This window comes from Pseudomonas sp. X4, from assembly GCF_040784925.1.
GTDB lineage: Bacteria > Pseudomonadota > Gammaproteobacteria > Pseudomonadales > Pseudomonadaceae > Aquipseudomonas > Aquipseudomonas putida_Z.
Genome location: NZ_CP160798.1, coordinates 152,116 through 177,684, shown reverse-complemented (window position 1 = coordinate 177,684; position 25,569 = coordinate 152,116). Strand labels below are relative to the sequence as shown.

The following is a 25,569-nucleotide window of genomic DNA, read 5'->3' as shown; positions in this document are numbered from 1 at the left end:
CGCTCCTGATGCTCAAGATTGTTGTATCAGCAGGTTGACCGGAAACTCCGCCAGCACGGCGCTCAACATCAGCTCCTTGGAAGAGCTGACCGCAGCACTGGGGAAAAGTCCCGTCGAGTTGGCAGGCGACAAGGCAAACGGCAGGCTTACCCGGGTGTCGTCCCAGTTCTGTGCCGGGATCAGGGGTATCGATGCACCTGCCAGCAGGGTACTGGCCAGGCGTGGCGCGATGATGACGGCCCGTTCGCCTTCGCCAAGGCGGGCGAACGCCACCACCTTGTCGGCATGCCGGCCATGCACGGTCAGCGGCAGGTAGGCGCCACGGCGGAACAGCTCGGCATGGGCCTGGCGGCAGTCCAGCACCCGGGCGATCAGCGCCTGCTTGAGGCGGCCGTCGCGCCAGTGTTCCAGCAGCTCGGCTACCGGCGTTGCATCGTCCAGGGTGCGACGCCGGCAAGCGTAGTCCACGGCGCGGCGGTTATCCGGGTCGACCAGGCTGAAATCCCAGTATTCGTTGCCCTGGTACAGGTCCGGCACGCCCGGCGTGGTCATGCGCAGCAGGGCCTGGACCAGGCCGTTGAGGGCACCGGGGCAGGCCAGCAGATGGGCGGCATCGGCCAGCGATTTGCGCAGCTGCTGGTTCTCGCCGTCCAGCAGCAGGCCGTCGATGTAGCCGGCACAGGCGTTTTCATATGCTTCGTTCGGCGCGCTCCAGCTGCTGCGCAGCTTGGCCTCGCGCAGGGCCTTCTGCTGCCACTGGCGGATGCGTTCGGCGTACTGGTGCAGGGCGTTGTCATCGTGCAGGTCGAGGTCCAGCGGCCAACTGCCCAGCAAGGTCTGCAACAGCATCAGCTCGTCGCCGGGGCTGGGCGCCGGGCCGTCATCCAGTTGCGTGCGCAACGGCGTGGCCAGTTCGCGCCAGTGTTCCATGCGGCTGGCCAGCCACGGGCCGCGCTCGCTGAGCACGGCCAGGCGCGCACGGGTGTCTTCGCCGCGCTTGTGGTCATGGGTGGCGCTGGCCAGCAGGTTGTCGGGGAAGTCACGCAGGCGCCGCTGGGCCTCGTTGTGGAAGTGCTCGAGCGGGGCGCTGAAACGCTCGGCGTCGAAGCCCACATCGTTGCGCGACAGCAGCCGGGCGCTGCGGTAGAACGCGGTATCTTCCACGGCCTTGGCGGCACTGGGCGCGGTCAGTTGCTGGAAGCGCACGCAGGCGTGGCGCAGCTGCTTGCGTGCCCGGCCTGCTGGCAGGCGGCGCCAGGCTTGCCCGCCCAGCCATTGTTGCAGGTGCTCGAGCAGCGGCCAGTCGGCTTCGCCCAGGTCCTGCCGGGCATTGGCCAGGGCCTGCTGGAAAAACCCTTCGTCTTCTGCCGGGCGCCCGCAGGCATTGAAGTAGGTGCGGTACACCGGGTAATGCGCCACCAGCGCCTGCAAGGCACGGCGGATCGCGCCCAGGGTCAGGTCGCGGGTCATCAGGTCGTTGCGCGCCACCTGCAACAGCGCCTGGGCCACCGACTCGCAGTCGCCGGCCAGGCTGGCATTGAGCACCAGGTGGCGGGCCTGACGCACTTCTTCGGGGAAGTCGGGGCGTTCGCTCACACTGGCCCACAGCTCGGTCAGCGCTGCTTCGCCCGCCGGGTCGTGCTGCAGCAGCGAAACCTGGTTCATGAATTCATAGCCGGTAGTGCCGTCGGTAAGCCAGTCGCGGTGCAGGTGCTCGTTGGCGCCGAGGATCTTCTCCACGTAGATCGGGAAATGCTCCAGGGCGGCGTTCAACGGCCGCCGTGCCAGCAGGCCATCGACCCGCCGGCGCAGCTTGCGGCAGTAACCGCGCGGGTCGGCCAGGCCGTCGATATGGTCGATGCGCAGGCCGTCCACCAGGCCGCGCTCGATCAGTTCGAACAGCTTGGCGTGGGTGGCCTCGAACACCACCGCGCGTTCCACCCGCAGGCCGCCCAGCTCGTTGATGTCGAAGAAGCGCCGCCAGTTGATGTCGTCGGCGGCGGTACGCCAGCTGGCCAGGCGGTAGGTCTGGCGCTCCAGCAGCAGGTGCAGGCGCTTGAAGCCATTCTCGCTACGGCTGTCGAACGCCACCAGGGCCGATTCGAGGTCGGCGCCTTCGCCTGCCAGGCGCGCCAGTTCGGCTTGCAGGGGCAGGGCGTCGGTCAGCGGCGTGGCCGATGCGTTCAACGCGGTGAAGCGTTCCGCCAGGGCCTTGAGCGCCGGCTCCGGACTGAGGGCGAGAATCCAGCCATAGTCGACCGGGCAGATCGGGAAGCGGTGTTGGTAATGGGCGACCTGCAGCAGCCCATGGTGCTTGTCGAACTCAAGCGGTATCTCGCCATTTTTCAGCGCCACGCCATAGTCGCTGGCGAGGAACGGCAGCAGCAGCTGACCGGCCAGCAGTGGGTCGCTGGAGTGCCACTGGATGTCGAAGAATTCTGCATAGGGGCTGCGCCGGCCCCAGGCCAGCAGGCTCTGCCACCAGGGGTTGTCGGCACCGCCCACGGCCATGTGGTTGGACACCGTGTCGAGGATCAGCCCCATGCCGTGCTGGCGCAGGGTGGCGACCAGCCGTTGCAGCGCCGCTTCGCCGCCCAGCTCGGGGTTGACGCAGGTCGGGTCGACCACGTCGTAGCCGTGGCGCGAACCGGCGCGGGCCTTGAGGATGGGCGAGGCATACAGGTGGCTGATACCCAACTGGGCGAAGTACGGCACCAGCGGCACGGCGTGATCGAGGGTGAAATCACTGTGAAACTGCAGGCGCAGGGTCGAGGTCAGCGCTTTCATCGGTCACGCTCCCAGGCTTGTTCGCGGGCCTGGGCCAGCAGTTCCAGGCGCCGTGCGGCGTCTTCGTCGTCGAGCAGTTCACGTACCGGCCGGGCGAAGCGTCGGCGCCAGTTGGGGTGGCCGGAGGTGGTGCCCGGCAGGTTGGGTTGCTCGTCGCAACCCAGCAGGTCTTCAAGCGGTACCAGCACCAGCGGTGCGCGGGTGTGGCCAACGTAGCGGATGGCGGCGTCGATCAGCGCGTCGTTGTCCGGCAGCGTGCCGTAGTTGGCCTCCAGGGTGCGGCGCAGGCCGTCGTGCTCCTTTTGCCGCTCGTGGCGCCAGTGCAGTTCGGTGGCAGCATCGATCAGTTGCAGGCGGTGGCTCCAGTCGATGTCGCGGTTTTCCAGCCAGCCGGCCAGCGGCGCCAGGTCGTGGGTGCCGGTGGTGGCCAGGGCGTTGTCCGGCCAGTCGAGAATCGGCTTGAAATGGCCGGGCTGGGTCTGCTCGAAGGGCAGCACGCGCATGCCCAGCACGGCCTTGGCCGCCAGTTGCTCACGCAGGCCGTCCGGCACGGTGCCCAGGTCTTCGCCGAGGATGATTGCCTGGTGGCGCACCGACTCCAGCGCCAGCAGGCGCAGCAGGTCGTCCAGCGGGTAGTCGAGGTAGGCGCCTTCGCTTGGCTTGGCTCCCTGCGGAATCAGCCACAACCGACGCAGGCCCATGACATGGTCAATGCGCAGGCCGCCGGCGTGGGCGAGGTTGGCCCGCAGCATTTCGATGAAAGCGCGGTAGCCGTTGCGCTTGAGGCCTTCGGGCGAGAAGGCACAGATGCCCCAGTCCTGGCCAGCACGGTTGAGGATGTCGGGCGGTGCGCCTACCTTCAGGCCTGCCAGCAGCTCGTCCTGGCGGCTCCAGGCCTGGCTGCCGGCACCGTCGGCGCCCACCGCCAGGTCAGCGATCAGGCCGACCGCCATGCCGTTGCCGCGCGCTGCTTCCTGGGCGCGTTGCAGGCCCCGTTCGGTCAGCCATTGGCAAAAGGCATGGAACTCGACCTTGGCCGGGTAGGCATTGGCGAAGGCCTCCACTTCCGGGTGGTACGGGTCGTGCCAGGCCTTGGGCCAGTGGCGCCAGTCGGCACCCAGGCCATGCTCCACGGCCTGGGCCTGCAGCACCTCGAAGCGGCAATGGTGCTCCAGGGCCTGGCCACCGGCTTCGCGGAAGCTGTCGAAATCCTTGCGCAGCGGGTGGTCGCCCTGGCTGAAGCCCTGGTACAGGGCTTCGAGCAGGCGCAGGCGGGCGCTGGCGGCACGCGGCCAGTCAACCAGCGGGCCTTGCTCCAGGTCTTCCAGCTGTTGCTCCAGGCCGCAGGCTTCGATGGCCACGCGCACCTCCCGCTCGCCCAGCAGCGCGGCAGGGCTGGCGTACAAGGTATTGAGCAACAGGCGGCTGGAGGGCGAGTAGGGGCTGTAGTGCGTCTGGTCTATGGCCGACAGGGCGTGGATCGGGCTGATGGCCAAGGCATCGGCACCGCGCTCGGCGGCCGCGCGGGCCAGTTGTTCCAGGGCCAGGCAGTCGCCGTAGCCGCCATCGCCGGGGCGGCGCAAGCTGTACAACTGCACCGCCAGGCCCCAGCAGCGCGGTGGAGGCTGCTGCACGCGGTCTTCAAGGCTGTGGCAGCGTGGCGGGGCCACGGCCACGGTGAAGCGGCGGCTGTCGATTTCCACCTGGTGGTAGCCAATGGGCAGCGCACCGGGCAGGCGGGCCTGGTCGTCAAGGCTGAGGGTGAGGGCGCTGTGGTCCTCCAGGGTGCAGTGCGCGACGCTGGCGGCGCTGAAGTAGCGCGCCAGTGCCAGTGGCTGGCCGAGGTCGGCGGTCAGCAGCGGCGGCAGGTGCTCACTGTCTTCGGCAGCGTCCACGGCGCGCAGGCTGGCGGCAATGGCGGCGTCATCGCTGGCCGGGTGGCCAAGGCCTTCAAGGATGTTGCGCAGTACCTCGTCGCTGACACGCTGGGGCCGGGCATTGGCGTCGATCCAGTCGCGGCTCAGCCCGACGCGGGTCGCCAGGCGGTGCAGGGCGGTTTCGCTCATGGGCGCTCCAGGGCAGGGGGAAGCAGGCTGACCACGCAGCTGTAGGCGGCCAGGTGGGTATCGGGGTGCCGGGTGTCGCTGCTGTCGAACAGGCGGTTGGCCGGCGCGGGCAACTCGACTCCCTGCGGGGTGGCGGCCAGGTTCAGGTCGATGCGCAGGGTGGTGCCATTGCCCAGGCACCAGCGTGCGGTCAGGGCCTTGTCGCCGTGTACTTCGGCGCCCAGCGCGCGGCTGCCGGGCAGGTGCGGGATCACATGGCGGTGGCGCAGTTCGAGCAGGTGCTGGTACAGGCCGTGCCAGCCGGCGATCACTTCCTTGCCTTGCGGGCGGGAGGCCTCGAAGGTCTGTTCGGCGTTGGGGTCGGGGATGCTTTGGCGTTGCTCGGGGTCGGCGAAGGCGGCGAAATGGGCGAACTCGCCGCGCCGGCCTTCGCGCACGGCGTCGGCCAGCTGGTCATGGAAGTCGGTGAAGAAAAGGAACGGCCGGCAGCTGCCATCGTCATCGCCCATGAACAGCAGCGGGATCATCGGTGCCAGCAGCAACAGCCCGGTGGCCGCCCGCAGCGCCTGCGGTGGGCACAGGCGGGTCAGGCGCTCGCCCAGGGCACGGTTGCCGACCTGGTCATGGTTCTGCAGAAACAGCACGAAGGCGCTGGGTGGCAAGTGCGCGCTGGGCTCGCCGCGGGGCGTGCCATGGCGGTTGGCCTGGCCCTGGAACACGAAACCTTCGGCAAGGCAGCGGGCCAGCTGGTCGATGGGGCGCTGCTGGTAGTCGGCGTAGTAGCCTTCGGTTTCGCCGGTGAGCAGCACATGCAGGGCATTGTGGCCGTCGTCGTTCCACTGGGCGTCGAAGCCTTGCTCCAGCAGGAAAGCCTGGTTGTGCTCGTTCTCCAGTACCAGCCATACGTGGCGGCCGGGTTCCACCGCAGCACGTACCCTTTGCGCCAGCTCGACCAGGAAGTCGGGCTGGTCGATGGCGTGCACGGCATCCAGGCGCAGGCCATCAAAGCGGTAGTCGCTCAACCACATCAGGGCGTTCTGGATGAAGTACTCGCGCACCTGCGGGCGACGGAAGTCGATGGCTGCGCCCCAGGGGGTCTGCCGGTCTTCGCGGAAGAACGGGCTGGCGTACTGGTGCAGGTAATTGCCGTCGGGGCCGAAATGGTTGTACACCACATCGACCAGCAGCATCAGCCCGTGGCCATGTGCCTGGTCGACCAGCGCACACAGCTGCTCGGGGCTGCCATAGGTGTTTTGCGGCGCATAGGGCAGCACGCCGTCGTAACCCCAGTTGCGCTCGCCAGGGAACTGCCCCAGCGGCATCAGCTCGACGGCGCTGATGCCCAGTTCGGCCAGGCGCGGCAGTTGCCGGGCGACCCCGGCGTAGCCGTCGAGCAGGCCGACATGCAGCTCCTGGATGACCGCTTCGTGCCAGGGCCGGCCTTGCCAGGGGTGTTGCCAGGCATAGCTGGCCACATCCACCACCTGGCTCGGCCCCTGCACGCCATCGGGCTGGTAGCGCGAGGCCGGGTCGGCCACCTGCAGTGCACCATCGATACGGTAGTGGTAACGGTCACCGGCCTGGCACGGGGCCACGCCGGTGAACCAGCCATCATCGTCGGGCAACAGCTCGATGGCCGGCTGCTGCTCCAGTTCCACGCTCACGCTGCGCGCATCCGGGGCCCAGAGGGCGAAGCGCGCCGACGTGGCGTCCAGCAGGTGTGCGCCATGTCTGTGCATCTTCGATTCCCCGTTCAGTAGTGGCTGTGCTGTGCCTGCTTGACCAGGTCTTCGTACAGGCGTGCGTAGGGTTCCACGGCCTGGCACCAGTTGAACGGTTGGGTCATCGACAGGCAGCGCATGGCGTTCAACAGGTCCTTCTTGCCGTATACATAGAAGGCGCGGCTGAGTGCCTGGCGATAGCTCTCGACGGTGGACTCGTTGAACAGGAAACCGGTGACGCCGCACTCGATGGTGTCGGCCAGGCCGCCAGTGTTGCGCGCCACCGGCAGCGAGCCGAAACGCTGCGCGTACATCTGGCTGAGGCCGCATGGCTCGTAGCGTGATGGCATCAGCAGGAAGTCGCTGCCGGCGAACATGCGCCGGGCATCGGTCTCGTTGAAGCCGATGCGTACGCCGATACGGCCCGGGTGGCGTAGTGCCAGTTCGCGCATGGCCTGCTCTTCTTCCGGCTCGCCACGGCCGATGATCGCGATCTGCCCGCCTTGCTCGACGATGTAGTCGGCCACACCCAGGGTCAGGTCCAGGCCTTTCTGGTAGACCAGGCGCGAAACCACGGCGAACAGCGGGCCTTCGGAGGGCTGCAGTTTGAACAGCTCGCGCACTTCCTGGGCATTGCGCGCCTTGCCTTCCCAGTCGTTGATGCTGAAGTTGTGCTGCAGGTGCTTGTCGGTGGCCGAGTCCCAGCTTTCGTCAATGCCATTGGGAATGCCGCCGAGCAGGCCTTGCTGGGCCTTGCTGGCGAGGAAGCCGTCCAGGCCGCAGCCGAACTCCGGGGTGGTGATTTCCCGGGCATAGGTGGCGCTGACCGTGGTGATGTGGCTGGCGTAGGCCAGGCCGGCCTTGAGGAACGACAGCTTGCCGTAGAACTCCATGCCTTCCTGTTGCATGGCGTGCTCGGGGATTGCCAGTTCCGGGCTGCAACCGCGGCTGTACACGCCCTGGTAGGCCAGGTTGTGGATGGTGAACAGGGTTGGCGTACTCAGCCCGCGCCAGTGCATGTAGGCCGGAGCCAGGCCGGCGGGCCAGTCGTGGGCGTGCACCACTTCGGGCTTCCAGTGGATCCTGCCTTCGCCGGCGGCGATTTCGGCGGCGGCCAGGCCCAGGCGGGCGAAGCGGATGTGGTTGTCGGGCCAGTCGCGGCCGTTGTTGGCGCCATAGGGGGTGCCGTCGCGCTGGTACAGTTCGGGGCAGATCAGCACATAGATGACCAGGCCGTCGGCCATGTCCATGCGCCCGATCTTGCACGGCGGCAGGGCGGCGTGGCCACCCAGTTCACCGACGATGTGGATGGGGTTGTCGCTTTCCATCACCTGGCGGTAGCCGGGGATCAGCACCCGCACATCGTGCAGGTGCGCCAGGGCACGGGGCAGGGCTGCAGACACGTCGCCCAGGCCACCGGTTTTCACCAGGTCGGCGATTTCCGAGGTCACGAACAAAATCTTGCGCTTGTTGCGGTTGTGCTGGCGCTGGGCGCCGGGTGCCTTGCCTGTCGTGGCGAAGTCCGGGGTGAGCGGTTCGCGGTTGTCCGGGTTGAATGAATCTACGTGAGGCTCGACAGCGGCACTGATCATACTTCTCTCCGTCCCTATGCTTGGCCGGGTGCTGGCACCCGTGGCGATGTTTCGTGTTGGTTCTCTCTGATTCTGGATTCTGCGTAGTGCGTTCCATGCCCCAGGGTCGTGCGCGCAGGCACGGCGCGATCGGCATTCCGGCCGAAGGCGATTGCGCTGGTTGGGGTGTGTGGGCCGATGCTGGGAAGTCCCTTTGCGTTTGGCCTACTTAGTTCCTGACCTGCCCGCGTTCCGGAAAGTTCGACTTTTTTTCGTCACTCTTCCGTTGAGCAAATGGCGGGCCGAAACCCGAGTGTAGGAGAGAAAGAGATAAAAAGGTGACCCGCTGGTCACTATTGTCACGCCGCGGAGTAGACGCAAACGTTGGCGGTTGTGACCGGATGTGAATGCAGGGGCTGGAGCGGTGGATGGGGGGGCAGACGGCATGCCCCAATTCCTGCCAGTCATGCACCTTTTTGGTGCGCTTGAGGAGTGCCAAGGTCATCGCCCTCCAACAGAATGGTGCATTTCGGAATCCAAGTGATTTCAGGATGAATGAAAGGGGCTGTTTCGCGAACTTTTCAGTAACTATATTTATTATTTTCCTGGCTTGAATTTCTGGTGTTTCAGTGAGCGGACTTGCGCGCGAAAAAGTTTGTAAGTTGATGCTTTAGGAAATCTCCTACGAAATCGTCAATGCATGAAACCCATCGTTCCTGTCATGGCGGGGCGGTACGGTTTAAGTTGCTCTTCAGTCACTGCCTCATCCTCACTGTCGTCATCGGTCAAGTCCGCCAATGCCACGGATCTAGCCGGCTTGAACGTTGGCGACGGGCAATTTTCATTCGACGTACTCATCTTGAAGAAAGCCAGGATGTGGTTGTTTTTTCGCCGGTAAACATGATGGCGGGTAGAGCAACTCATGAAACAGTCGGACTTTCGTTTCGGATTTCAGGCGCTCGCCGGGCGCACGGAGTTCGAAGTGGTTTCATTCAAGCTGGAAGAAGCTATCAGCCAGCCATTTGTGCTGAGCCTTGAACTTGTCAGCTACGACAGTGATGTCGACTTCGGCCAGGTGCTCGACAAGCCTGCGCTATTCACCCTTTATTGCGCAGACCGGCCACTGCGTCATGTGCATGGCTTGGTCAGTGCCTTCAGCCAAGGTGAAACCGGCTTCTGTCGCACGCGCTACCACGCTGTGGTCGAGCCGCAACTGGCCCGTGCCCGCTTGCGTTCGAACTGGCGCATCTTCCAGCAGAAAACCGTGCCGCAGATTCTTGAACTGATGTTCAAGCGTCAGGGCATTGCCCGGTTTGAGCTCAATAGCAGCGCCGATCACCAGGTGCGTGAGTTTTGTGTCCAAGCGGGGGAAACCGACCTTGACTTCATCCATCGCCTTGCCGCTGAAGAGGGCTTCGTCTACCGCTTTGCACACTGCGCCAGGCACCACACGCTGATCGTTACCGATCGCCTGCTATCGCTTGGGTTGCTCAGCCGGGGCACGCTAAAGCCCGTAGATGATGAGGCGCTTTGGCTGGATGAAGATGATCTCGGCCCCGACAAGGTGCTGTACCACGCCAGTAGCGGTGGCGACCAGGCCCGTGCTTGCCTGCGGCGTTTGCGCTACTGCGAGCAGGTGCGTACTGCGCAGCAGGTGCAGCGCGACTACACCTTCACCAACCCGGCCTATCGCCAGGAGCACAAGGCTCAGGCCAGCGGAATCACGCACCAGTCGCTGGACTACGAGTTTTTTGATTACCCGGGCCGCTACAAGCGCGATGCGGTCGGCAAGCCCTTCACTGAAACGCGGCTGACGGCCCTGCGCCATGACGCCCGCCTGGCCAAAGTACAAGGCGATGACGTGCGCCTGCAGCCAGGCCTGAGCTTCACCCTCGTCGGCCACCCGCGCGAAGACCTCAATGTGCACTGGCGCGTGATCAGCCTGTGCCACGAAGGTACGCAGTTCACCAGCCTGCAGGAAGAAGCCGCCGGCGCCGAACAAGGTACCCGCTATGTGAACGATGCGCTGCTGGTGCAAGGCATGGCCGAATGGCGCCCGGCACCCTTGGCCAAGCCGCGCATCGATGGCCCGCACATGGCCACCGTGGTCGGCCCGCCGGGCGAAGAGATTTTTTGCGACCAGTGGGGGCGGGTCAAGGTCAGCTTCCCCTGGGACCGTGAAAGCAGCAACAACGAATTCAGTTCCTGCTGGGTGCGGGTGTCGCAAGGCTGGGCCGGTGGCAGTTGGGGTTCGATGGCCATTCCACGTATTGGCCAGGATGTGATTGTTCACTACGTCAATGGCGACCCTGACCAGCCGATGATCACCGGGCGCACCTACTGCGGTGACCAGCTGCCGCCTTACGACCTGCCCGAACACAAGACCCGCATGACCATCAAGAGCCAGACCCATAAAGGCGATGGCTTCAACGAGTTGCGCTTCGAGGACGAACTGGGGCACCAGGAAGTATTCATTCATGCCGAGCGCGACCAGAACAACGTCGTGAAACACAACGAAACCACGCTCATCGGCAATGACCGTAGCGAGCGCGTCGAGCATGACGAAGTGGTGCACATAGGTGGCAACCGCAGTGTCAAGGTCGGCGCCAGCAAGAGCGAAACGGTCGCCCTTGGCAAAGTCGAAAGCATAGGCCTGGGCAAGTCGTTGGCCGTTGGCGGGGCGTTGAGCGTGATGGTTGGCCTCGAGGCCAGCGAGCAGGTCACGCAGGACAAGCGTGTGCAGGTCGGCGGGCAACTGCGGGTCGATGCCAATGACGATGTGTCGATCACCAGCCATCACGGCCATGTGCACATCGATAGCCGAACGTCGCTGACCCTGAGTTGCGGCGGGGCCTTCATCAAACTGGGTGATGGCCGCATCGAAATCGGTTGCCCCGAGCCTCTGCTGTTGCATGCCATCGCCCAGGTAAAGGCGCCTGCACGTTACGGTGAGCCGCCTGCACCGTCGCAGGAGGAAATCGAGTTTCGCCTGGTGCATGCCGACGGTACGCCGATTGCGGGCACGGCCTACGTGGCGACGTTGTCCGATGGCACCCAGCGCCAGGGTATGGTCGACCAGAACGGCTATGCCCGCCTGGCTGGCGTTACCCCCGGTTGCAGCGCCCAGGTGCGCTACGAGGTTGGCCAAGGCTCGCTGCAGCTGACGACCGCAACCGAGCCGGATGCTGACTTGCAGGCATTGCTTGCCGGCTGCACCTCGGCAGGTGGCCAGTCATGAACTCCGCTGCTGACTGGCTGGATGAAGCGGTGGAAAGGGTGGCAGGCGGCTTTGGCTGGCTGCGTGACCTGGTGCTGGGCGAGTTTGCCGAGGAACGGCCACTGAGCGTGGTCATTGCCGACATGCTGTTGTCGTTGGTGCCTGGGGTGGTGATCGTGCTCAGCGCCCGTGACCTGGCCGCAGTGTGCCTGCGCTTGGGCAAGCGCTACACGGCGGATGACAGCCAGGCAACGGCGCAGCCGCCACAGTGGCAGGAGTGGGTGCTGCTGGTTGCCTGCCTGCTTACCTTGATCGCGCCGATCATCGGTGCCGTGGTGGGGGCGGTGGGTACCCCCGTGGGCTCGGTGGCAGGTGCATTGGTCGGCCAGGAAGCGGCAGCGTTTCTGCGAGGTTTGTGCCTGCTGCTTATTCGTGAAAGCCAGATCATCTTGCGGACCGTGGTTGCGTTTCTTGGCAAGTTCACCCGCGGCAGCGTGGAGTTCTGGCTGCGCCAGGTCAGGTTCACGAGCTATGAAAAGGATTTGCTGGCCTATCTGAACCAGTTCTTGACCAAGGTCATCGCGGCAACGGCAAAGCTTCGCAGCTACCTGGGCAACTGGCCCTTCAACCGGGCGGCCGCGCACCTGTTGGTGCGGCTGCAGGCCATGGAAGCCCAGTTCTACGCGGTGCAGGTGCATGCAGTGCGGGAAATCCCACGGGCGTTGATGCACCTCGACGCCAGGCTGGCCAAGGTGCTGGAACAGGCCAGCGATCTGCCCGCGCAGGTTGCGCAGGCCGGGGTGCATGCGCCTAAGCCGGTGCCCATGGCGATGAGTGGTGGGCGGGTGACTTCTGGCATTGGCATGCGTCCGCGTTACCTCGAGCGCCCCGAAGGTGCGCTCGGCCCGCCAGTGCCCACCTCTGCGGCAGCTGCCACGCATGGCGCCAATGTGCACGTGTTCGATCATTCCACGGCGACCCGGGCGCAGAAGGGCATTTATGGGGAGGTGGTCAGTGATCAGTACATGCTCGGCAAAGGCCATGAGAACCTGCTGTCGGCCGCTCGTGGGCCTCGCAGCCTGCAAATGAAACCCACCGGGCGCGGGATGGATGGCGTCTATCGTAATGCCCATCCACCGCCGCCGTTCATCATTACCGAGACCAAGTATCGAACGGGGGGCGCGTTTTCGCCGGGTAGTTTGCCGGTTACAAAGGGGAGTAAGGGTTTTCCGAGTGCCAGGCAGATGAGTGATGCGTGGATTCGTCCAAGGCTTTCCGAAAGTTTGGGGAAAGAACAGGCAATGAATATTCGCTCGGCTGGATATGAGCGTTGGCTGATAACCGTAGATGAGAAGGGTGCTGTATGCCAGATAGTCAAGCTTGATGGGCATGCGAGATCTATAGGTGATGTAATTCAGTAGGGTGTGAAAATGAAGAAATTTGATGAGATCAAACGTGAGCCTTTGCTGCAAGAGGCAGCCTATCTAGACTCTGTTGATTTTTGGAAGAAATACTATGTGGAGCTAAAGGCTGAAGAGTTTCTAGCGTTGGAACGCCCAGATTTCGTAAATGTTGAAGGGTTGAGTTGGGATTGGTGCTTTGAATCTCTGGAGTTACTAGTAGCACTTTATTCGGGGGGAGAGCCCGTTGAAGCGCTTGAGTTTTACGCGGATCACATGTTTTCCCAGTTTCAACGTCACAAGCAAGCTTATCCGGCTTTCAGCTTGAAGCTGTGGGAGCCTGATGCCTATCAGTACACACTCTGGCTTCTATCGTTTGCAGTGCTGTTCAACAAGCCCGGGCGCATCAGGCAAATCGCAGGTTTTTTGAGTGAAGCCCCAGATGACGGTGAGGACATCCTGTTGCGGCAACTGTTTTCCCGTGTGGGGGTGACGATCCCTGGAAGTACGTTGATTCATGAGCGCCCCTATCATGAATTGCTCAATGCCGTAACTACCGAGAAGGATGAGCAGCAACAGGCAGTGCGTAGTTACCTGAAGCAGTGGTATCGCGGCATGCGCAACTGTTATTGGCATGACCGGCACAAGGCACGAAGCGATGCGGGTTTCTTTGGCTATTGGGCCTTTGAGGCAGGATTGGTCACTGTGTTGTGGGGCGTCGACGATACGTCCTATAGAGATCTTCCTTTCTACCCGAAGGATTTGGTAGACGATGCTCGCAAGCGTCAAGTTATCAAAAGCTTCCCTGAACAACTGCAAAGCGCGCCGTATTCGGATGCGCTTGCCAGGTCGGGCGAAATTTGCCCGCGCACGGGGGTGTGGGTATGCGATGAATGGGCGGTGGGGCCCCAGACATTCATGCAAGGTGTAGAGATGCCGAGTGAAAATGGGCGCTCTCTGGTTTGGCGCTTCGTGAAAGGCTTATAGCGTGCGGGAGGGCCGATGGGCCAGTTCGACAGCATCAAGCGCGACCCGTGGATGGTCGAGCAGCATTACCTGGCTTCGACGCGTGAAAAAGAGCAGGAATTCGCCGACCCTGACGCCCAGGCATTGCTGATCGGGCCAGCCGAGCACAGGCATCACTACCGTGGCCTTAGCCGCGACTGGACACACATGGCACTGGAGCTGGCAGTGCAGCGGTATTCCGGTGGCGAGCCGATGGAACTGGTGGAGGCCTATGTAGACTATGCGTTTGCCCAGTTCGCCCGGCATTTTTCGGCGTACCCGGCAACCAGCGAGCAGTTGCGCCCCTGGGTGTCGGATGAATACCGGCTTGCCTTGTGGCTGTTGTCACTGGCGGTGCTGTGCGGTTACCCCGAGCGTGTCGACCAGGTACTGGGCTGGCTGAACCAGGACGACGAGCGCAGCCCCGACCTGCTGCTGCATCGCCTGTTCCAGCGGCTGGGCAAGGCCTACCCAGGCACCTCATTGCTTCACCCCGAACCTTACGGCGCCTTGTTGGAGAGCCTCGACCTGAAAGGCCCCGCGCAGCATGACGCGCTCATGCACTATCTCGGGCAGTGGTACGCCAATGCGCACGGTTGCTACTGGCACGAGCGCCACATCCGGGCACGGAGTGACCACTTGGGTTATTGGGCCTTCGAGGCGGCACTGGTGGCGTTTTTATGGTCTGTGCAGGGTGATGCCCTGGAAAGCGCTCCCCGCTTTTACCCGCAGGCGCTCGTCGAAAGGGCGCATTACCGACGCCTGGGCAAGCAGTTCCGCGACCCGGAAACCGCCAGGCGCGAGGATGCCCCAGGCTGGCCTTCCGGCACGCCTTGCCCATGGCCCGGGTACTACGTCTGCGTCGAGCGCATGGTGGGCGAGCAGGTGTTCATGCACCAGGTACCTTTCCCTGAGATCGATGGCCAGGTCGTGCACTGGCGGCTGTCGAGAACGTTCTGATTGGCGCTGCCGGCATGAGTGCCTGGCGCCTCACATGATTCGGGAGTGGCAACAATGCCTGCCATCGTTCTGCTGGGTCACCCTCACCACTGCCCATTGTGCGGCCCGACCAGCATCAGCAGCGGCTCCAGTCTGTTCTTCGTCAACGGCAGGGCAGCCGCCAGGGTAGGCGACAGGCTCGGGTGTGGGGCGGTGATTACCAGCGGCTCGGCACTGATGGATGATGGGCAGCCGCTTGCCAGGGTCGGCGATGCCACCAGTCATGGCGGTACCTTGGAAAATGGCGATAATAGCTGGCTGCTCGATTGAGCGATGTGGGAGCAGTTCGGCTCCCACAGGGGAGGGGCAAACTCAGAGGGTAACGGCTTTGCCGTCTGTGCGCGCCTGCGCAAGCAGCAGGTTCAGTTGGGCGACCTGCTGGCGCAGCTGGTCACGTTCGTCCTTCAGTTTACGCAGCTCATCACGGCGCACGGAGACATAGAGGGTCTGGGTTGGGGTTGCAGGCATCAAGGTACCCATGAGCACACCTCGCGGTTTTGGCTGGTGACAAGTTAAAGCGTAGACGCTTCACGCGGGCGCATTCTGAATTCTTTTGCAAGTCTTGGGAACTTTTTTGTTTATCGTGGTCTCGCCGTTCGTCGCTGAACCCTCGATCGGTTCGCTGGACTAATCTGAAAAGCTGGATTGTGTTGTCATTTATTTCGAAAGGGGAGCATCGGCTCATGCAACTGGGAATCATCGGGCTGGGCCGCATGGGCGGCAATATCGCAAGGCGCCTGATGCGCGCCGGCCACCGCACCGTGGTACACGATCGCAACCGTGAGGCCATCACCGGCCTGGAGGGCGAGGGCGCCCAGGGCGCGCACGACCTCGGTGCACTGGTGCAGAAGCTGAAAGCACCGCGCGCGGTGTGGGTCATGCTGCCCGCCGGCGAGCCCACCGAGCAGACCATCGCTCAACTGGCCGAACTGCTGGAGCCGGGCGATGCGATCATCGACGGCGGCAACACCTTCTACAAGGACGACGTGCGCCGCGCCGCCGAGCTGGCCAAGCGCGGGCTGCATTACCTGGATGTCGGCACCTCGGGCGGTGTGTGGGGCCTGGACCGTGGCTACTGCATGATGATCGGTGGCGAAAAGGACGTGTTCGAGCGCCTGGAGCCTCTGTTCAAGGCGCTGGCCCCGGGCGTGGGTGACATCCCGCGTACCCATGGCCGCAGCGGCGAGCACCAGCGTGCCGAACACGGCTACATCCACGCCGGCCCACCCGGTGCCGGGCACTACGTGAAAATGGTGCACAACGGCATCGAATACGGCCTGATGCAGGCCTATGCCGAAGGTTTCGACCTGCTGCGCAGCAAGGGCGGCAACGAACTGCCGGAAGACCAGCGTTTCGACCTGAACGTGGCCGAAATCGCCGAAGTGTGGCGGCGTGGCAGCGTGGTCACCTCGTGGCTGCTCGACCTCACCGCCGATGCGCTGGTGGCCGACCCGCAGCTGTCGCAGTTCAGTGGCTCGGTGTCCGACAGTGGTGAAGGCCGCTGGACCATCGACGCCGCCGTCGAGCAGGCGGTGCCGGTACCGGTGCTGTCCAGCGCGCTGTTCGCCCGCTTCCGCTCGCGCCAGCAGCAAGGCACCTATGGTGACAAGATTCTCTCGGCCATGCGCCTGGGCTTCGGTGGCCATGTCGAGAAAAAAGCCGAATGACCAAACAGAGCATTCCGGCTGCTCCGCCATGCACCCTGTTCCTGTTCGGCGCCAATGGCGACCTGGTCAAGCGCCTGCTGATGCCGGCGCTTTACAACCTCAGCCGTGACGGTCTGCTGGACCGTAACCTGCGTATCGTCGGTGTCGACCACAACCCGGCCACTGCCGAGGAATTCGCCGAGCGCCTGCATGCGTTCATGGTCGAGCGTGACAAAGGTGGCGAGGGCACGGCCAAGTGCCTGGATGAGAAGCTCTGGGCACGCCTGGCCAAGCGCCTGGATTACCAGACCGGCGATTTCCTCGACCCGGCCACCTACCAGGCCCTCGCCAAGCGCATCGACACAACCCGCCACGGCAACGCCATCTTCTACCTGGCGACCTCGCCGCGCTTCTTCCCCGAAGTGGCGCAGCGCCTGGGGCAGGCCGGGCTGCTCGACGAATCGGCCGGCGGCTTTCGCCGGGTCGTGGTGGAAAAGCCCTTCGGCACCGACCTGGCCAGCGCCGAGGCGCTCAACGCATGCCTGCTGAAGGTGATGGGCGAGCGGCAGATCTACCGCATCGACCATTACCTGGGCAAAGAGACGGTGCAGAACATCCTGGTCAGCCGGTTCTCCAACGGCTTGTTCGAATCGTTCTGGAACAACCACTACATCGACCATGTGCAGATCACCGCCGCGGAAACCGTCGGCGTCGAGACCCGTGGTGCGTTCTATGACAGCACCGGGGCGTTGCGCGACATGGTGCCCAACCACCTGTTCCAGTTGCTGGCGATGGTGGCCATGGAACCCCCGGCCGCGTTCGCCGCCGATGCCGTGCGCAGCGAAAAGGCCAAGGTGGTCGGCGCCATCCGCCCATGGTCGGCGAAGATGGCCCTGAAAAACTCCGTGCGTGGCCAGTACAGTGCCGGCAAACAGGGGCGCAAGCAGTTGCCTGGCTACCGCCACGAGCCCAACGTCGCGGCGGATAGCCAGACCGAGACCTATGTGGCGCTGAAGGTGATGATCGACAACTGGCGCTGGGCTGGCGTGCCGTTCTACCTGCGCACTGGCAAGCGCATGAGCGTGCGTGATACCGAAATCGCCATCTGCTTCAAGCCGGCGCCTTATGCGCAGTTCCGCGAGTCGGAGCTGGAGCGGCCCAAGCCCAATTACCTGAAGATCCAGATCCAGCCCAACGAAGGCATGTGGTTCGACCTGCAGGCCAAGCGCCCCGGGCCGGAGCTGGTGATGGAGAACGTCGAGCTGGGCTTTGCCTACAAGGACTTCTTCAAGATGACCCCGGCGACCGGCTACGAGACGCTGATCTACGACTGCCTGACCGGTGACCAGACCCTGTTCCAGCGGGCTGACAACATCGAGAACGGCTGGCGCGCCGTGCAGCCGTTCCTCGATGCCTGGGCCCAGGGCGGCGAGGTGCATGAGTACCCGGCCGGTGAAGACGGGCCCGAGGCCGGCAATGAGTTGCTGGCGCGGGACAAGCGCGAGTGGCACCGCTTGGGGTGAGGTTTCTGTAAAGCCTGTGCCGGCCCTTTCGCGGGTAAACCCGCTCCCACAGGGATATCGATGGTTTCAAGGCCTGTGATGTACCTGTGGGAGCGGGTTTACCCGCGAAAAGGCCAGCACAGGCAAACACACAAAGGAGCCCCAATGCCTGCCCACATCGAAGACTATGCCCTGCTGGGCAACTGCCGCAGCGCCGCCCTGGTCAGCCGCGATGGCTCGCTCGACTGGCTGTGCCTGCCACGCTTCGACGCCCCCGCGGTATTCGCCGCACTGCTGGGCAACGAGGAAAACGGCCGCTGGCGTCTGGCCCCCTGCGACCCGGTCGAACACAGCAGCCGCCAATACCTGGACGACACCCTGGTGCTGGAAACCACTTGGGTCACCGCCACCGGCCGCGTCCGTGTGCTCGACTTCATGCCGCTGGGCGAGGCCAACGCGCTGGTGCGTATCGTCGAGGGCCTCGCTGGCGAAACCAACTTCGAAATGGACCTGGTCATGCGCTTCGACTACGGCCGCAGCGTGCCCTGGGTAGAACGGCTCGACCCGCTGACCCTCAGCGCCGTCGCCGGCCCCGACCGGCTGATCCTGTGCAGCACCGTCCCCCCGCATGCCCGTGACCAGCACACCGTCGCCCGCTTTCGCGTTGGTGCGGGCGAACGCCAGGTGTTCAGCCTGCGCCACCAGCCCTCGCACCTGCCGGTGCAGCCCGGCTGTGATAGCGATGAAGCGCTGACGCAGACCATCGACCAATGGCAGGCCTTCGCCGCCCGCTGCCCACAGGTGGGCCCATACTCCGCCCTGGTGCGCCGCTCGCTGCTGACCCTCAAGGCCATGACCTACGCGCCCACCGGCGGCATCGTTGCCGCCGTCACCACCTCACTGCCCGAGCGCATCGGCCACGAGCGCAACTGGGACTACCGCTTCTGTTGGCTGCGCGACGCGACCATGACCCTGCTGGCCTTCATGAACCTCGGCTACTTCGACGAAGCCCAGGCCTGGCGCGAGTGGCTGTTGCGCTCGGTGGCCGGCAACCCCGAGCAGATGCAGATCATGTATGGCCTGGCCGGTGAGCGCGACCTGCAGGAATACACCTTGCCGTGGCTGGCCGGTTACGAGCACTCGCAACCGGTGCGGGTGGGCAATGCAGCGTCAGCGCAGATGCAGCTGGACATCTACGGCGAACTCGCCGATGCCATGACCCAGGCAATCAAGGGCGGCTTGCCCCGCCACCCGCGCAGCGCCGCCATCGCCCGCTCGATCCTGCCTTACGTCGAGCGCATCTGGCGCCAGCCGGACGAGGGCATCTGGGAAGTGCGCGGCGGTCGGCAGCAGTTCGTGCACTCCAAGGTCATGGCCTGGGTGGCCTTCGACCGTGCCGCGGGGCTGGCCGACACCACCGAGGAAGGCCGCGAGCGCGGCCGGCATTACCGCCAAGTGGCTGACGAGATTCGTCGTGAAGTGTGCGCGCAGGGCCTGGACCCCAGCGGCCGCTTTTTCGTCCAGGCCTATGGCTCGAGCGAGATGGACGCCAGTTTGTTGCACATCGCCCTGACCGGCTTCCTGCCGGCGGATGACCCACGCTTCTTGCGCACGCTCGAACAGGTCGAACAGCGCCTGCTGAAAAACGGCCTGCTGCTGCGCTATGACAGTGACTGCTGCAGCGACGGCCTGACACCCGGGGAGGGCACCTTCCTGGTGTGTTCGTTCTGGCTGGCCGACGTGTATGTATTGCTGGGCCGCCAGGCACAAGCGCAGGCACTGTACGAACGCCTGACCGGCCTGTGCAACGACCTTGGCCTGCTGGCCGAACAGTACGACCCGGCGGGCCAGCGCATGCTCGGCAATTTCCCCCAGGCGTTCAGCCATATCGGCATCATCAACACCGCACTGAACCTGCACCGCGCACAGTGCCCGGTGCGTGATCGGGCGAGCTGTAGCTAAGTCAGGTGGCGGTCTCCCCCTGTAGGAGCGGCCTTGTGTCGCGATCGGGCTGCAAAGCAGCCCCGGCAATTCATGCAGTGAGGCTGAAATCCCGGGGGCGCTACGCACCCCTTTCGCGACACAAGGCCGCTCCTACAGGGATTGCGCTGGCTTGGAGTAAGCGGAGTAGACTAGGGCAAACCCCTTTGGCACGGAGCACACATGGGCATTTGCGGTACTGACCGGCAGATCGACAACATCGAGTTCAATTTCATCTACCCAGACGGTTATGAGCTGGCGGTGTGGACGGCGCAAGCCTGATGGCCAACCACAAGATCGAAATCCGCCGGCGCAATATCGAGAAGATCCTGCAGGCGGCGGAAAAGGTGTTCGCCGAGAAGGGCTACGGCGCCACCTCGATGGGTGATATCGCCGAGCAGGCCGAGTTGCCGCGTTCCAACCTGCATTATTACTTCAGCACCAAGGACGACCTGTTCCGCGCGGTGCTGCAGGACCTGCTGGATGTGTGGAAGCAGGACGCGCTGTGCTTCGAGAACTTCGACGACCCGCGCGTGGTGCTGACCAGTTACATCCGGGCGAAGATGGGCCACTCGCGCTCGCGGCCGCTGGGCTCGAAGATCTGGGCCGAAGAGATGCTGCATGGGGCGCCGGTGCTGGGAGTGAACCTGGATGAAAGCCTGGTGCCCTGGGCCAAGCTGAAGGAAGCCAAGATCCGCCGCTGGGTGGAGGAGGGGCGCATCCTGCCGGTGGAGCCGTCGGCGCTTTTGTACATGATCTGGGCCTCGACCCAGCACTATGCCGACTTTGGTTACCAGGTGACGTTGCTCAATGGCGGGGAGGCGTTGTCGGACATGGCCTTTGAAAATGCCGTGCAGACGGTGACCAGCGTGATCTTGCGGGGGATCGGGCTGGAGCCTTGAACCGAAGTTGCATGTTGCCACGGTCCTATTGTGGGAGCGGCCTTGCGTCGCGAAAGGGCTGCGCAGCAGCCCCGGCAATTCACGCTGCGAAGCTGAAATCCCGGGGCCGCTTCGCGCCCCTTTCGCGACACAAGGCCGCTCCCACAAAAAGGACCGCGTCAGTCGGTGGGGTAGAAAACTGCCTCAACTGGCCTCGCGGTAGGGGTTACGCGGGTCCTGCGTCCAGTTCAGGTACGGCTTGCCGGTATCCTGAGTCACCATCTCGATGCAGTTCTCCACCGGGCAGGTGATCTGGCACAGGTTGCAGCCCACGCATTCCTCCTCGATCACGCTGTAGGCATGCGTGCCATCTGCATTCAGCGTACTGGCAATCGCCTGGTGCGAAGTATCCTCGCAGGCAATGTGGCAGCGCCCGCAGCCAATGCATGCTTGCTGGTCGATGTGCGCCACCGACTTGTAGTTCATGTCCAGGTACTTCCAGTCGGTGGTATGCCCCACCGCCTGGCCGCGGAACGCCTCGATGTTGCGGTGCCCGTGCTGGTCCATCCAGCGCGCCAGGCCGTCCTTCATGTCCTCGACGATGCGGAAACCGTGCAGCATCGCTGCCGTGCACACCTGCACGGCGCCACTACCCAGGGCCATGAACTCGGCTGCGTCACGCCAACTGCCGATGCCGCCAATGCCGCAGATCGGCAAACCGCGCGTTTGCGGGTCGCGGGCGATTTCCGCCACCATGTTCAGGGCAATCGGCTTCACCGCCGAGCCGCAGTAGCCGCCATGGGTGCTCTGGTCGCCGACGATGGGGTGGGCGACCATGCGGTCGAGGTCGACGCTGGTGATCGAGTTGATGGTATTGATCAACGACACTGCATCGGCTCCACCACGGTGCGCGGCGCGCGCCGACTGGCGGATGTCGGTGATGTTCGGCGTGAGTTTGACGATCACCGGCAGCGAGCAGTACGTCTTGCACCAGCGGGTGACCATTTCCACGTACTCCGGCACCTGGCCGACCGCAGCACCCATGCCGCGCTCCGGCATGCCGTGCGGGCAGCCGAAGTTCAGTTCGATGCCATCGGCCCCGGTGGCTTCCACCAGCGGCAGGATGAACTTCCACGAGTCTTCCACGCACGGCACCATCAGCGACACGATCAGCGCGCGGTCGGGCCAGTCCTTCTTCACCTGGGTGATTTCGCGCAGGTTGATGTCCAGCGAGCGGTCGGTGATCAGCTCGATGTTGTTGATGCCCTGCACCTGGCGGTTGGGGCCGTAATGCGCCGAGTAGCGCGACGACACGTTGACTGCCGCCGGGTCTTCGCCCAGGGTTTTCCACACTACCCCACCCCAGCCGGCCTCGAAGGCGCGGACCACGTTGTAGGCCTTGTCGGTTGGCGGTGCGGAGGCCAGCCAGAAGGGGTTGGGTGCCTTGATGCCGGCAAATTCGATGGACAGGTCGGCCATTTACGCAGCCTCCACGTTGAGCATGAGTTGGGCATGGATGGCTTCGGCGGCCAGCTTGCCGTGTTGCACCGCCTGGACGGTAAGGTCCTGGCCCAGGGCGGTGCAGTCGCCGCCGGCATATACGCCCGGCAGGCTGGTTTGCATCCTTTCGTCGACGCGGATGCGCTCGCCGTCGCGAGCCAGTTGTGCGGCCACCGGGTCACCGAGGCTGGCTTCGTCGAAGCGTTGGCCGATGGCCTTGAAGATGGCGTCGGCGGCCAGTTCGAAGGTTTCGCCGGTGTCGCGCAGGCGGCCGTCTGCCAGCTCGGTGCGGGCAAAGCGCATGCCGCGCACCTTGCCGCTGTCGTCCAGCAGCACGGCATCGGGGCGGGCCCAGGTGTGCAGGCGTACCTGGTTGGCCTTGGCGATGTCCTGCTCGTGGCCGGTGGCACCCATGTCGGCATGGCCACGGCGGTACACCAGGTTGACGTCACGGGCACCCAGGCGGCTCATCTGCACGGCCATGTCGATGGCGGTGTTACCGGCGCCGATCACCAGGCAGCGGTCGGCCAGGGGCAGCTGGCTCAGGTCGTCGGCCTGGCGCAGTTCGCGGATGTATGCGGTGGCGGCGAGCAGGCCGGGGGCCTCTTCATCCGGCAGGCCGAGCTGGCGCACGGCATTCAGGCCGAGGCCGAGGAACACTGCGTCGTACTGATCGCGCAGTTCGCCCAGGCCGAGGTTGCTGCCCAGGCGCTGGCCATGGCGGATCTCGATGCCGCCTATGCCGAGCAGGAATTCCACTTCACGCTGGGCGTAGTCGTCCACCAGCTTGTAGCGGGCGATGCCGTACTCGTTGAGGCCACCGGCCTTGTCGCTGGCCTCGAACACCACCACATCATGCCCGTGCATGGCCAGGCGGTGGGCGCACGACAGCCCGGCGGGGCCGGCACCCACTACGGCGATGCGCTTGCCAGTGGCCGGCGAACGCTGGAACGGGTGCTCGGTGAACTGGGCGTTGTCCAGGGCATAGCGCTGCAGCTGGCCGATCAGCACCGGTGCGCATTCCTGCGCGTTGTTGCGCACGCACGCTTGCTGGCAAAGGATTTCGGTGGGGCAGACGCGGGCGCAACTGCCGCCGAGGATGTTGGCCGAGAGGATGCGTTCGGCGGCGCCTTGCAGGTTTTCGTCGCTGATGCGGTGGATGAACGACGGGATGTCGATGTCGCTGGGGCAAGCGTTGACGCAAGGGGCGTCATAGCAATACAGGCAGCGTGCGCTTTCGACGGCGGCCTGGCGGGCGGTGAGGGGTGGGGCCAGGTCGCTGAAGCGCTCGGCCAGCTGGTCGGCGCCGGCCCGTGGGCGCGGCAAGTGGTTCAGGGCGTCGATCACGGTTGTAGCCTCTCTTTTTATGTGGGGCTTGGAATGGGGGCGCGGTGCGCCCCAATCGCCGGCAAGCCAGCTCCCACAGGTACAGTGTTGTCCCTGAGAGCAGTGCCATCCCTGCAAGAGCTGGTGCCATCAGGAGGCCCATGCCCTTGAGAGCTGGTTCCATCAGGAGAGCCATGCCCTTGAGAGCAGCACTATTCCTGTGGGAGCTGGCTTGCCGGCGATGGGCTGCGCAGCAGCCCCAATGGCCTTAACGCTGCACGGGCGTCGGCCGCTGCACTTCGGCCCTGCGCCCCAGCACCTCGTACACCGACGGATACGCCGGCCGTTCCACATACCGGCCCGCGCCTTTTTCCGCACGCAGGTCGCCATCGGCCCAGAGCACCTTGCCCTGGCTGATGGTATGGCTGGGGATGCCGCGCACGGTACGGCCTTCGAAGATGTTGAAGTCCACCTGCTGGTGATGGGTCCTGGCCGAGATGGTGCGCGTGCCTTGCGGGTCCCACAGCACCAGGTCGGCGTCGGCACCAACACGAATGGCACCCTTGCGCGGGAACAGGTTGAAGATTTTCGCGGTGTTGGTGGAGGTCAGCGCGACGAACTCATGCATCGACAGGCGCCCGCTGTTCACCCCGGCATCCCACAGCACCGCCATGCGGTCCTCGATGCCGGCAGTGCCGTTGGGGATACGGCTGAAGTCGTCGCGGCCCATGGCTTTCTGCTCGGCGCAGAAGCAGCAATGGTCGGTGGCGGTGGTGTGCAGGTTGCCCGACTGCAGCCCGCGCCACAGCGCCTCCTGGTGTTCGCGCGGGCGGAACGGTGGGCTCATCACGTAGCCTGCGGCGGTGGCCCAGTCCGGGTCACGGTAGACGCTGTCATCCAGCAGCAGATGGCCGGGCAGGACTTCACCGTACACCGGCTGGCCCTTGCCCCTGGCATAGGCGATTTCGTCCAGCGCTTCGCGGCTGGAAACATGCACCAGGTACAGTGGCGTGCCCAGGGTCTCGGCAATGCGGATGGCGCGGCTGGCCGCCTCGCCCTCGACCTGGGACGGGCGTGACAGCGGGTGGGCTTCCGGCCCGGTCAGGCCCTGGGCCAGCAGTTTTTTCTGCAGGTGGTACACCAGTTCGCCGTTCTCGGCATGCACGGTGGGCACCGCACCCAGTTGCAGGCAGCGTTCGAAGCTGGCCACCAAGGTGTCGTCGGCGGCCATGATCGCATTCTTGTAGGCCATGAAGTGCTTGAAGCTGTTCACCCCATGTTTGGCCACCAGTTCGCCCATTTCTTCGGCCACCTGCTCGCTCCACCAGGTGATGGCGACATGGAAGCCGTAGTCGCTGGCGCTTTTCTGCGCCCAGCCGCGCCAGGTGTGGAAGGCCTCCAGCAACGACTGCTGCGGGTTGGGGATGACGAAGTCGATGATCGAGGTGGTGCCACCGGCCAGGCCCGCGGCGGTGCCGCTGAAGAAGTCCTCGCTGGCCACGGTGCCCATGAACGGCAGCTGCATGTGGGTATGAGGGTCGATGCCGCCGGGCATCAGGTACTGGCCGCTGCCGTCGAGGATCTCGCAGTCGGTGGGCGGTTCGAGGTTTTGCCCGATGGCGCGGATCAGGCCATCGGCACACAGGACATCGGCGGGGTAACTCTCTTCGTGGGTGACCACGGTGGCGCCACGGATCAACAGGGACATGCCGTTTTCCTCGCAGGCTGACCGGTCTGGGCCGGTTCTTGGAATTGTCTGGGTACAGGGCGGGCAGGGCGGTTAATCCTGTCAGACCTGACAAGATTGGAGGCTAGATGCAGATACGGCATTCAGCAAGAAAATTTTCCCATTAATTTTGTGGTTTTTAACTCATTGAAATTAAGGAAATTATTTGATTTGCGGTGCTGACTACGGGGCTTTTTGAAACTTTGACTGACTTGACAAGATGGAAATCTGGTCGAGATTTT

Annotated in this window: 17 protein-coding genes; 9 read left to right on the top strand and 8 right to left on the bottom strand. The window is 64.3% G+C overall.

Going from position 1 to position 25,569, the window contains the following annotated elements:
- Positions 1-12: 12 nt before the first annotated feature.
- From ABX298_RS00825 to glgA, 4 genes are read right to left on the bottom strand one after another with little or no spacing between them, the layout of a single operon-like run.
- Entirely contained in the window at positions 13-2,787 is a 2,775-nt protein-coding gene (locus tag ABX298_RS00825; protein WP_367393938.1) for a malto-oligosyltrehalose synthase, read from the bottom strand.
- On the bottom strand, positions 2,784-4,853 hold the full coding sequence (gene malQ / locus ABX298_RS00820) for a 4-alpha-glucanotransferase (RefSeq protein ID WP_367393937.1): 2,070 nt from the start codon (positions 4,851-4,853) through the stop codon (positions 2,784-2,786). The genes ABX298_RS00825 and malQ overlap by 4 nt, the downstream gene beginning before the upstream one ends.
- Positions 4,850-6,592 (bottom strand): malto-oligosyltrehalose trehalohydrolase, encoded by a 1,743-nt coding sequence (gene treZ, locus ABX298_RS00815; RefSeq protein ID WP_367393936.1) that lies wholly within the window; start codon positions 6,590-6,592, stop codon positions 4,850-4,852. The genes malQ and treZ overlap by 4 nt, the downstream gene beginning before the upstream one ends.
- A gap of 14 nt (positions 6,593-6,606) precedes the next feature.
- Complete coding sequence (glgA, locus tag ABX298_RS00810; RefSeq protein ID WP_075045668.1) at positions 6,607-8,166, bottom strand: glycogen synthase GlgA; 1,560 nt, start codon at positions 8,164-8,166, stop codon at positions 6,607-6,609.
- Positions 8,167-9,067: 901 nt separating this feature from the next.
- Here glgA and ABX298_RS00805 point away from each other — a divergent pair.
- The 5 genes from ABX298_RS00805 (at position 9,068) to ABX298_RS00785 (ending at position 15,036) form a co-directional block, all read left to right on the top strand.
- Positions 9,068-11,383 (top strand): type VI secretion system Vgr family protein, encoded by a 2,316-nt coding sequence (locus tag ABX298_RS00805; RefSeq protein ID WP_367393935.1) that lies wholly within the window; start codon positions 9,068-9,070, stop codon positions 11,381-11,383.
- A 107-nt stretch (positions 11,384-11,490) separates the two neighbouring features.
- Entirely contained in the window at positions 11,491-12,783 is a 1,293-nt protein-coding gene (locus tag ABX298_RS00800) for a hypothetical protein (protein WP_367393934.1), read from the top strand.
- A gap of 9 nt (positions 12,784-12,792) precedes the next feature.
- Positions 12,793-13,749, top strand: coding sequence for a PoNe immunity protein domain-containing protein (locus tag ABX298_RS00795; RefSeq protein ID WP_367393933.1), 957 nt, complete (start codon positions 12,793-12,795; stop codon positions 13,747-13,749).
- A 15-nt stretch (positions 13,750-13,764) separates the two neighbouring features.
- On the top strand, positions 13,765-14,727 hold the full coding sequence (locus ABX298_RS00790; protein WP_367393932.1) for a PoNe immunity protein domain-containing protein: 963 nt from the start codon (positions 13,765-13,767) through the stop codon (positions 14,725-14,727).
- Between the two features lie 54 nt (positions 14,728-14,781).
- Positions 14,782-15,036, top strand: a complete 255-nt coding sequence (locus ABX298_RS00785; RefSeq protein WP_075045662.1) for a PAAR domain-containing protein — start codon at positions 14,782-14,784, stop codon at positions 15,034-15,036.
- A 42-nt stretch (positions 15,037-15,078) separates the two neighbouring features.
- On the opposite strand, the gene ABX298_RS00780 is transcribed toward ABX298_RS00785, so the two are convergent.
- Positions 15,079-15,246, bottom strand: a complete 168-nt coding sequence (locus ABX298_RS00780; protein ID WP_003258397.1) for a DUF6026 family protein — start codon at positions 15,244-15,246, stop codon at positions 15,079-15,081.
- A 203-nt stretch (positions 15,247-15,449) separates the two neighbouring features.
- Between ABX298_RS00780 and gnd the strand changes: the two genes are divergently transcribed.
- From gnd to ABX298_RS00760, 4 genes are all read left to right on the top strand, one after another.
- Positions 15,450-16,433 (top strand): phosphogluconate dehydrogenase (NAD(+)-dependent, decarboxylating), encoded by a 984-nt coding sequence (gnd, locus tag ABX298_RS00775; RefSeq protein ID WP_084785221.1) that lies wholly within the window; start codon positions 15,450-15,452, stop codon positions 16,431-16,433.
- Complete coding sequence (gene zwf, locus ABX298_RS00770) at positions 16,430-17,935, top strand: glucose-6-phosphate dehydrogenase (protein ID WP_075045660.1); 1,506 nt, start codon at positions 16,430-16,432, stop codon at positions 17,933-17,935. Before gnd ends, zwf begins: the two co-directional genes overlap by 4 nt.
- A gap of 144 nt (positions 17,936-18,079) precedes the next feature.
- A complete protein-coding gene (locus tag ABX298_RS00765; RefSeq protein ID WP_317410352.1) occupies positions 18,080-19,876 on the top strand; it encodes a glycoside hydrolase family 15 protein in 1,797 nt (598 codons plus the stop codon).
- A gap of 299 nt (positions 19,877-20,175) precedes the next feature.
- Positions 20,176-20,796, top strand: coding sequence for a TetR/AcrR family transcriptional regulator (locus ABX298_RS00760; RefSeq protein WP_015270992.1), 621 nt, complete (start codon positions 20,176-20,178; stop codon positions 20,794-20,796).
- Between the two features lie 183 nt (positions 20,797-20,979).
- Here ABX298_RS00760 and preA read toward each other — a convergent pair whose 3' ends face one another.
- The 3 genes from preA to hydA all read right to left on the bottom strand — a co-directional run bounded on the left by preA (position 20,980) and on the right by hydA (position 25,309).
- On the bottom strand, positions 20,980-22,254 hold the full coding sequence (gene preA / locus ABX298_RS00755; protein WP_075045658.1) for an NAD-dependent dihydropyrimidine dehydrogenase subunit PreA: 1,275 nt from the start codon (positions 22,252-22,254) through the stop codon (positions 20,980-20,982).
- Positions 22,255-23,622, bottom strand: coding sequence for an NAD(P)-dependent oxidoreductase (locus tag ABX298_RS00750; protein WP_075045657.1), 1,368 nt, complete (start codon positions 23,620-23,622; stop codon positions 22,255-22,257).
- A 247-nt stretch (positions 23,623-23,869) separates the two neighbouring features.
- Positions 23,870-25,309 (bottom strand): dihydropyrimidinase, encoded by a 1,440-nt coding sequence (gene hydA / locus ABX298_RS00745; RefSeq protein WP_317410354.1) that lies wholly within the window; start codon positions 25,307-25,309, stop codon positions 23,870-23,872.
- Positions 25,310-25,569 lie beyond the last annotated feature (260 nt).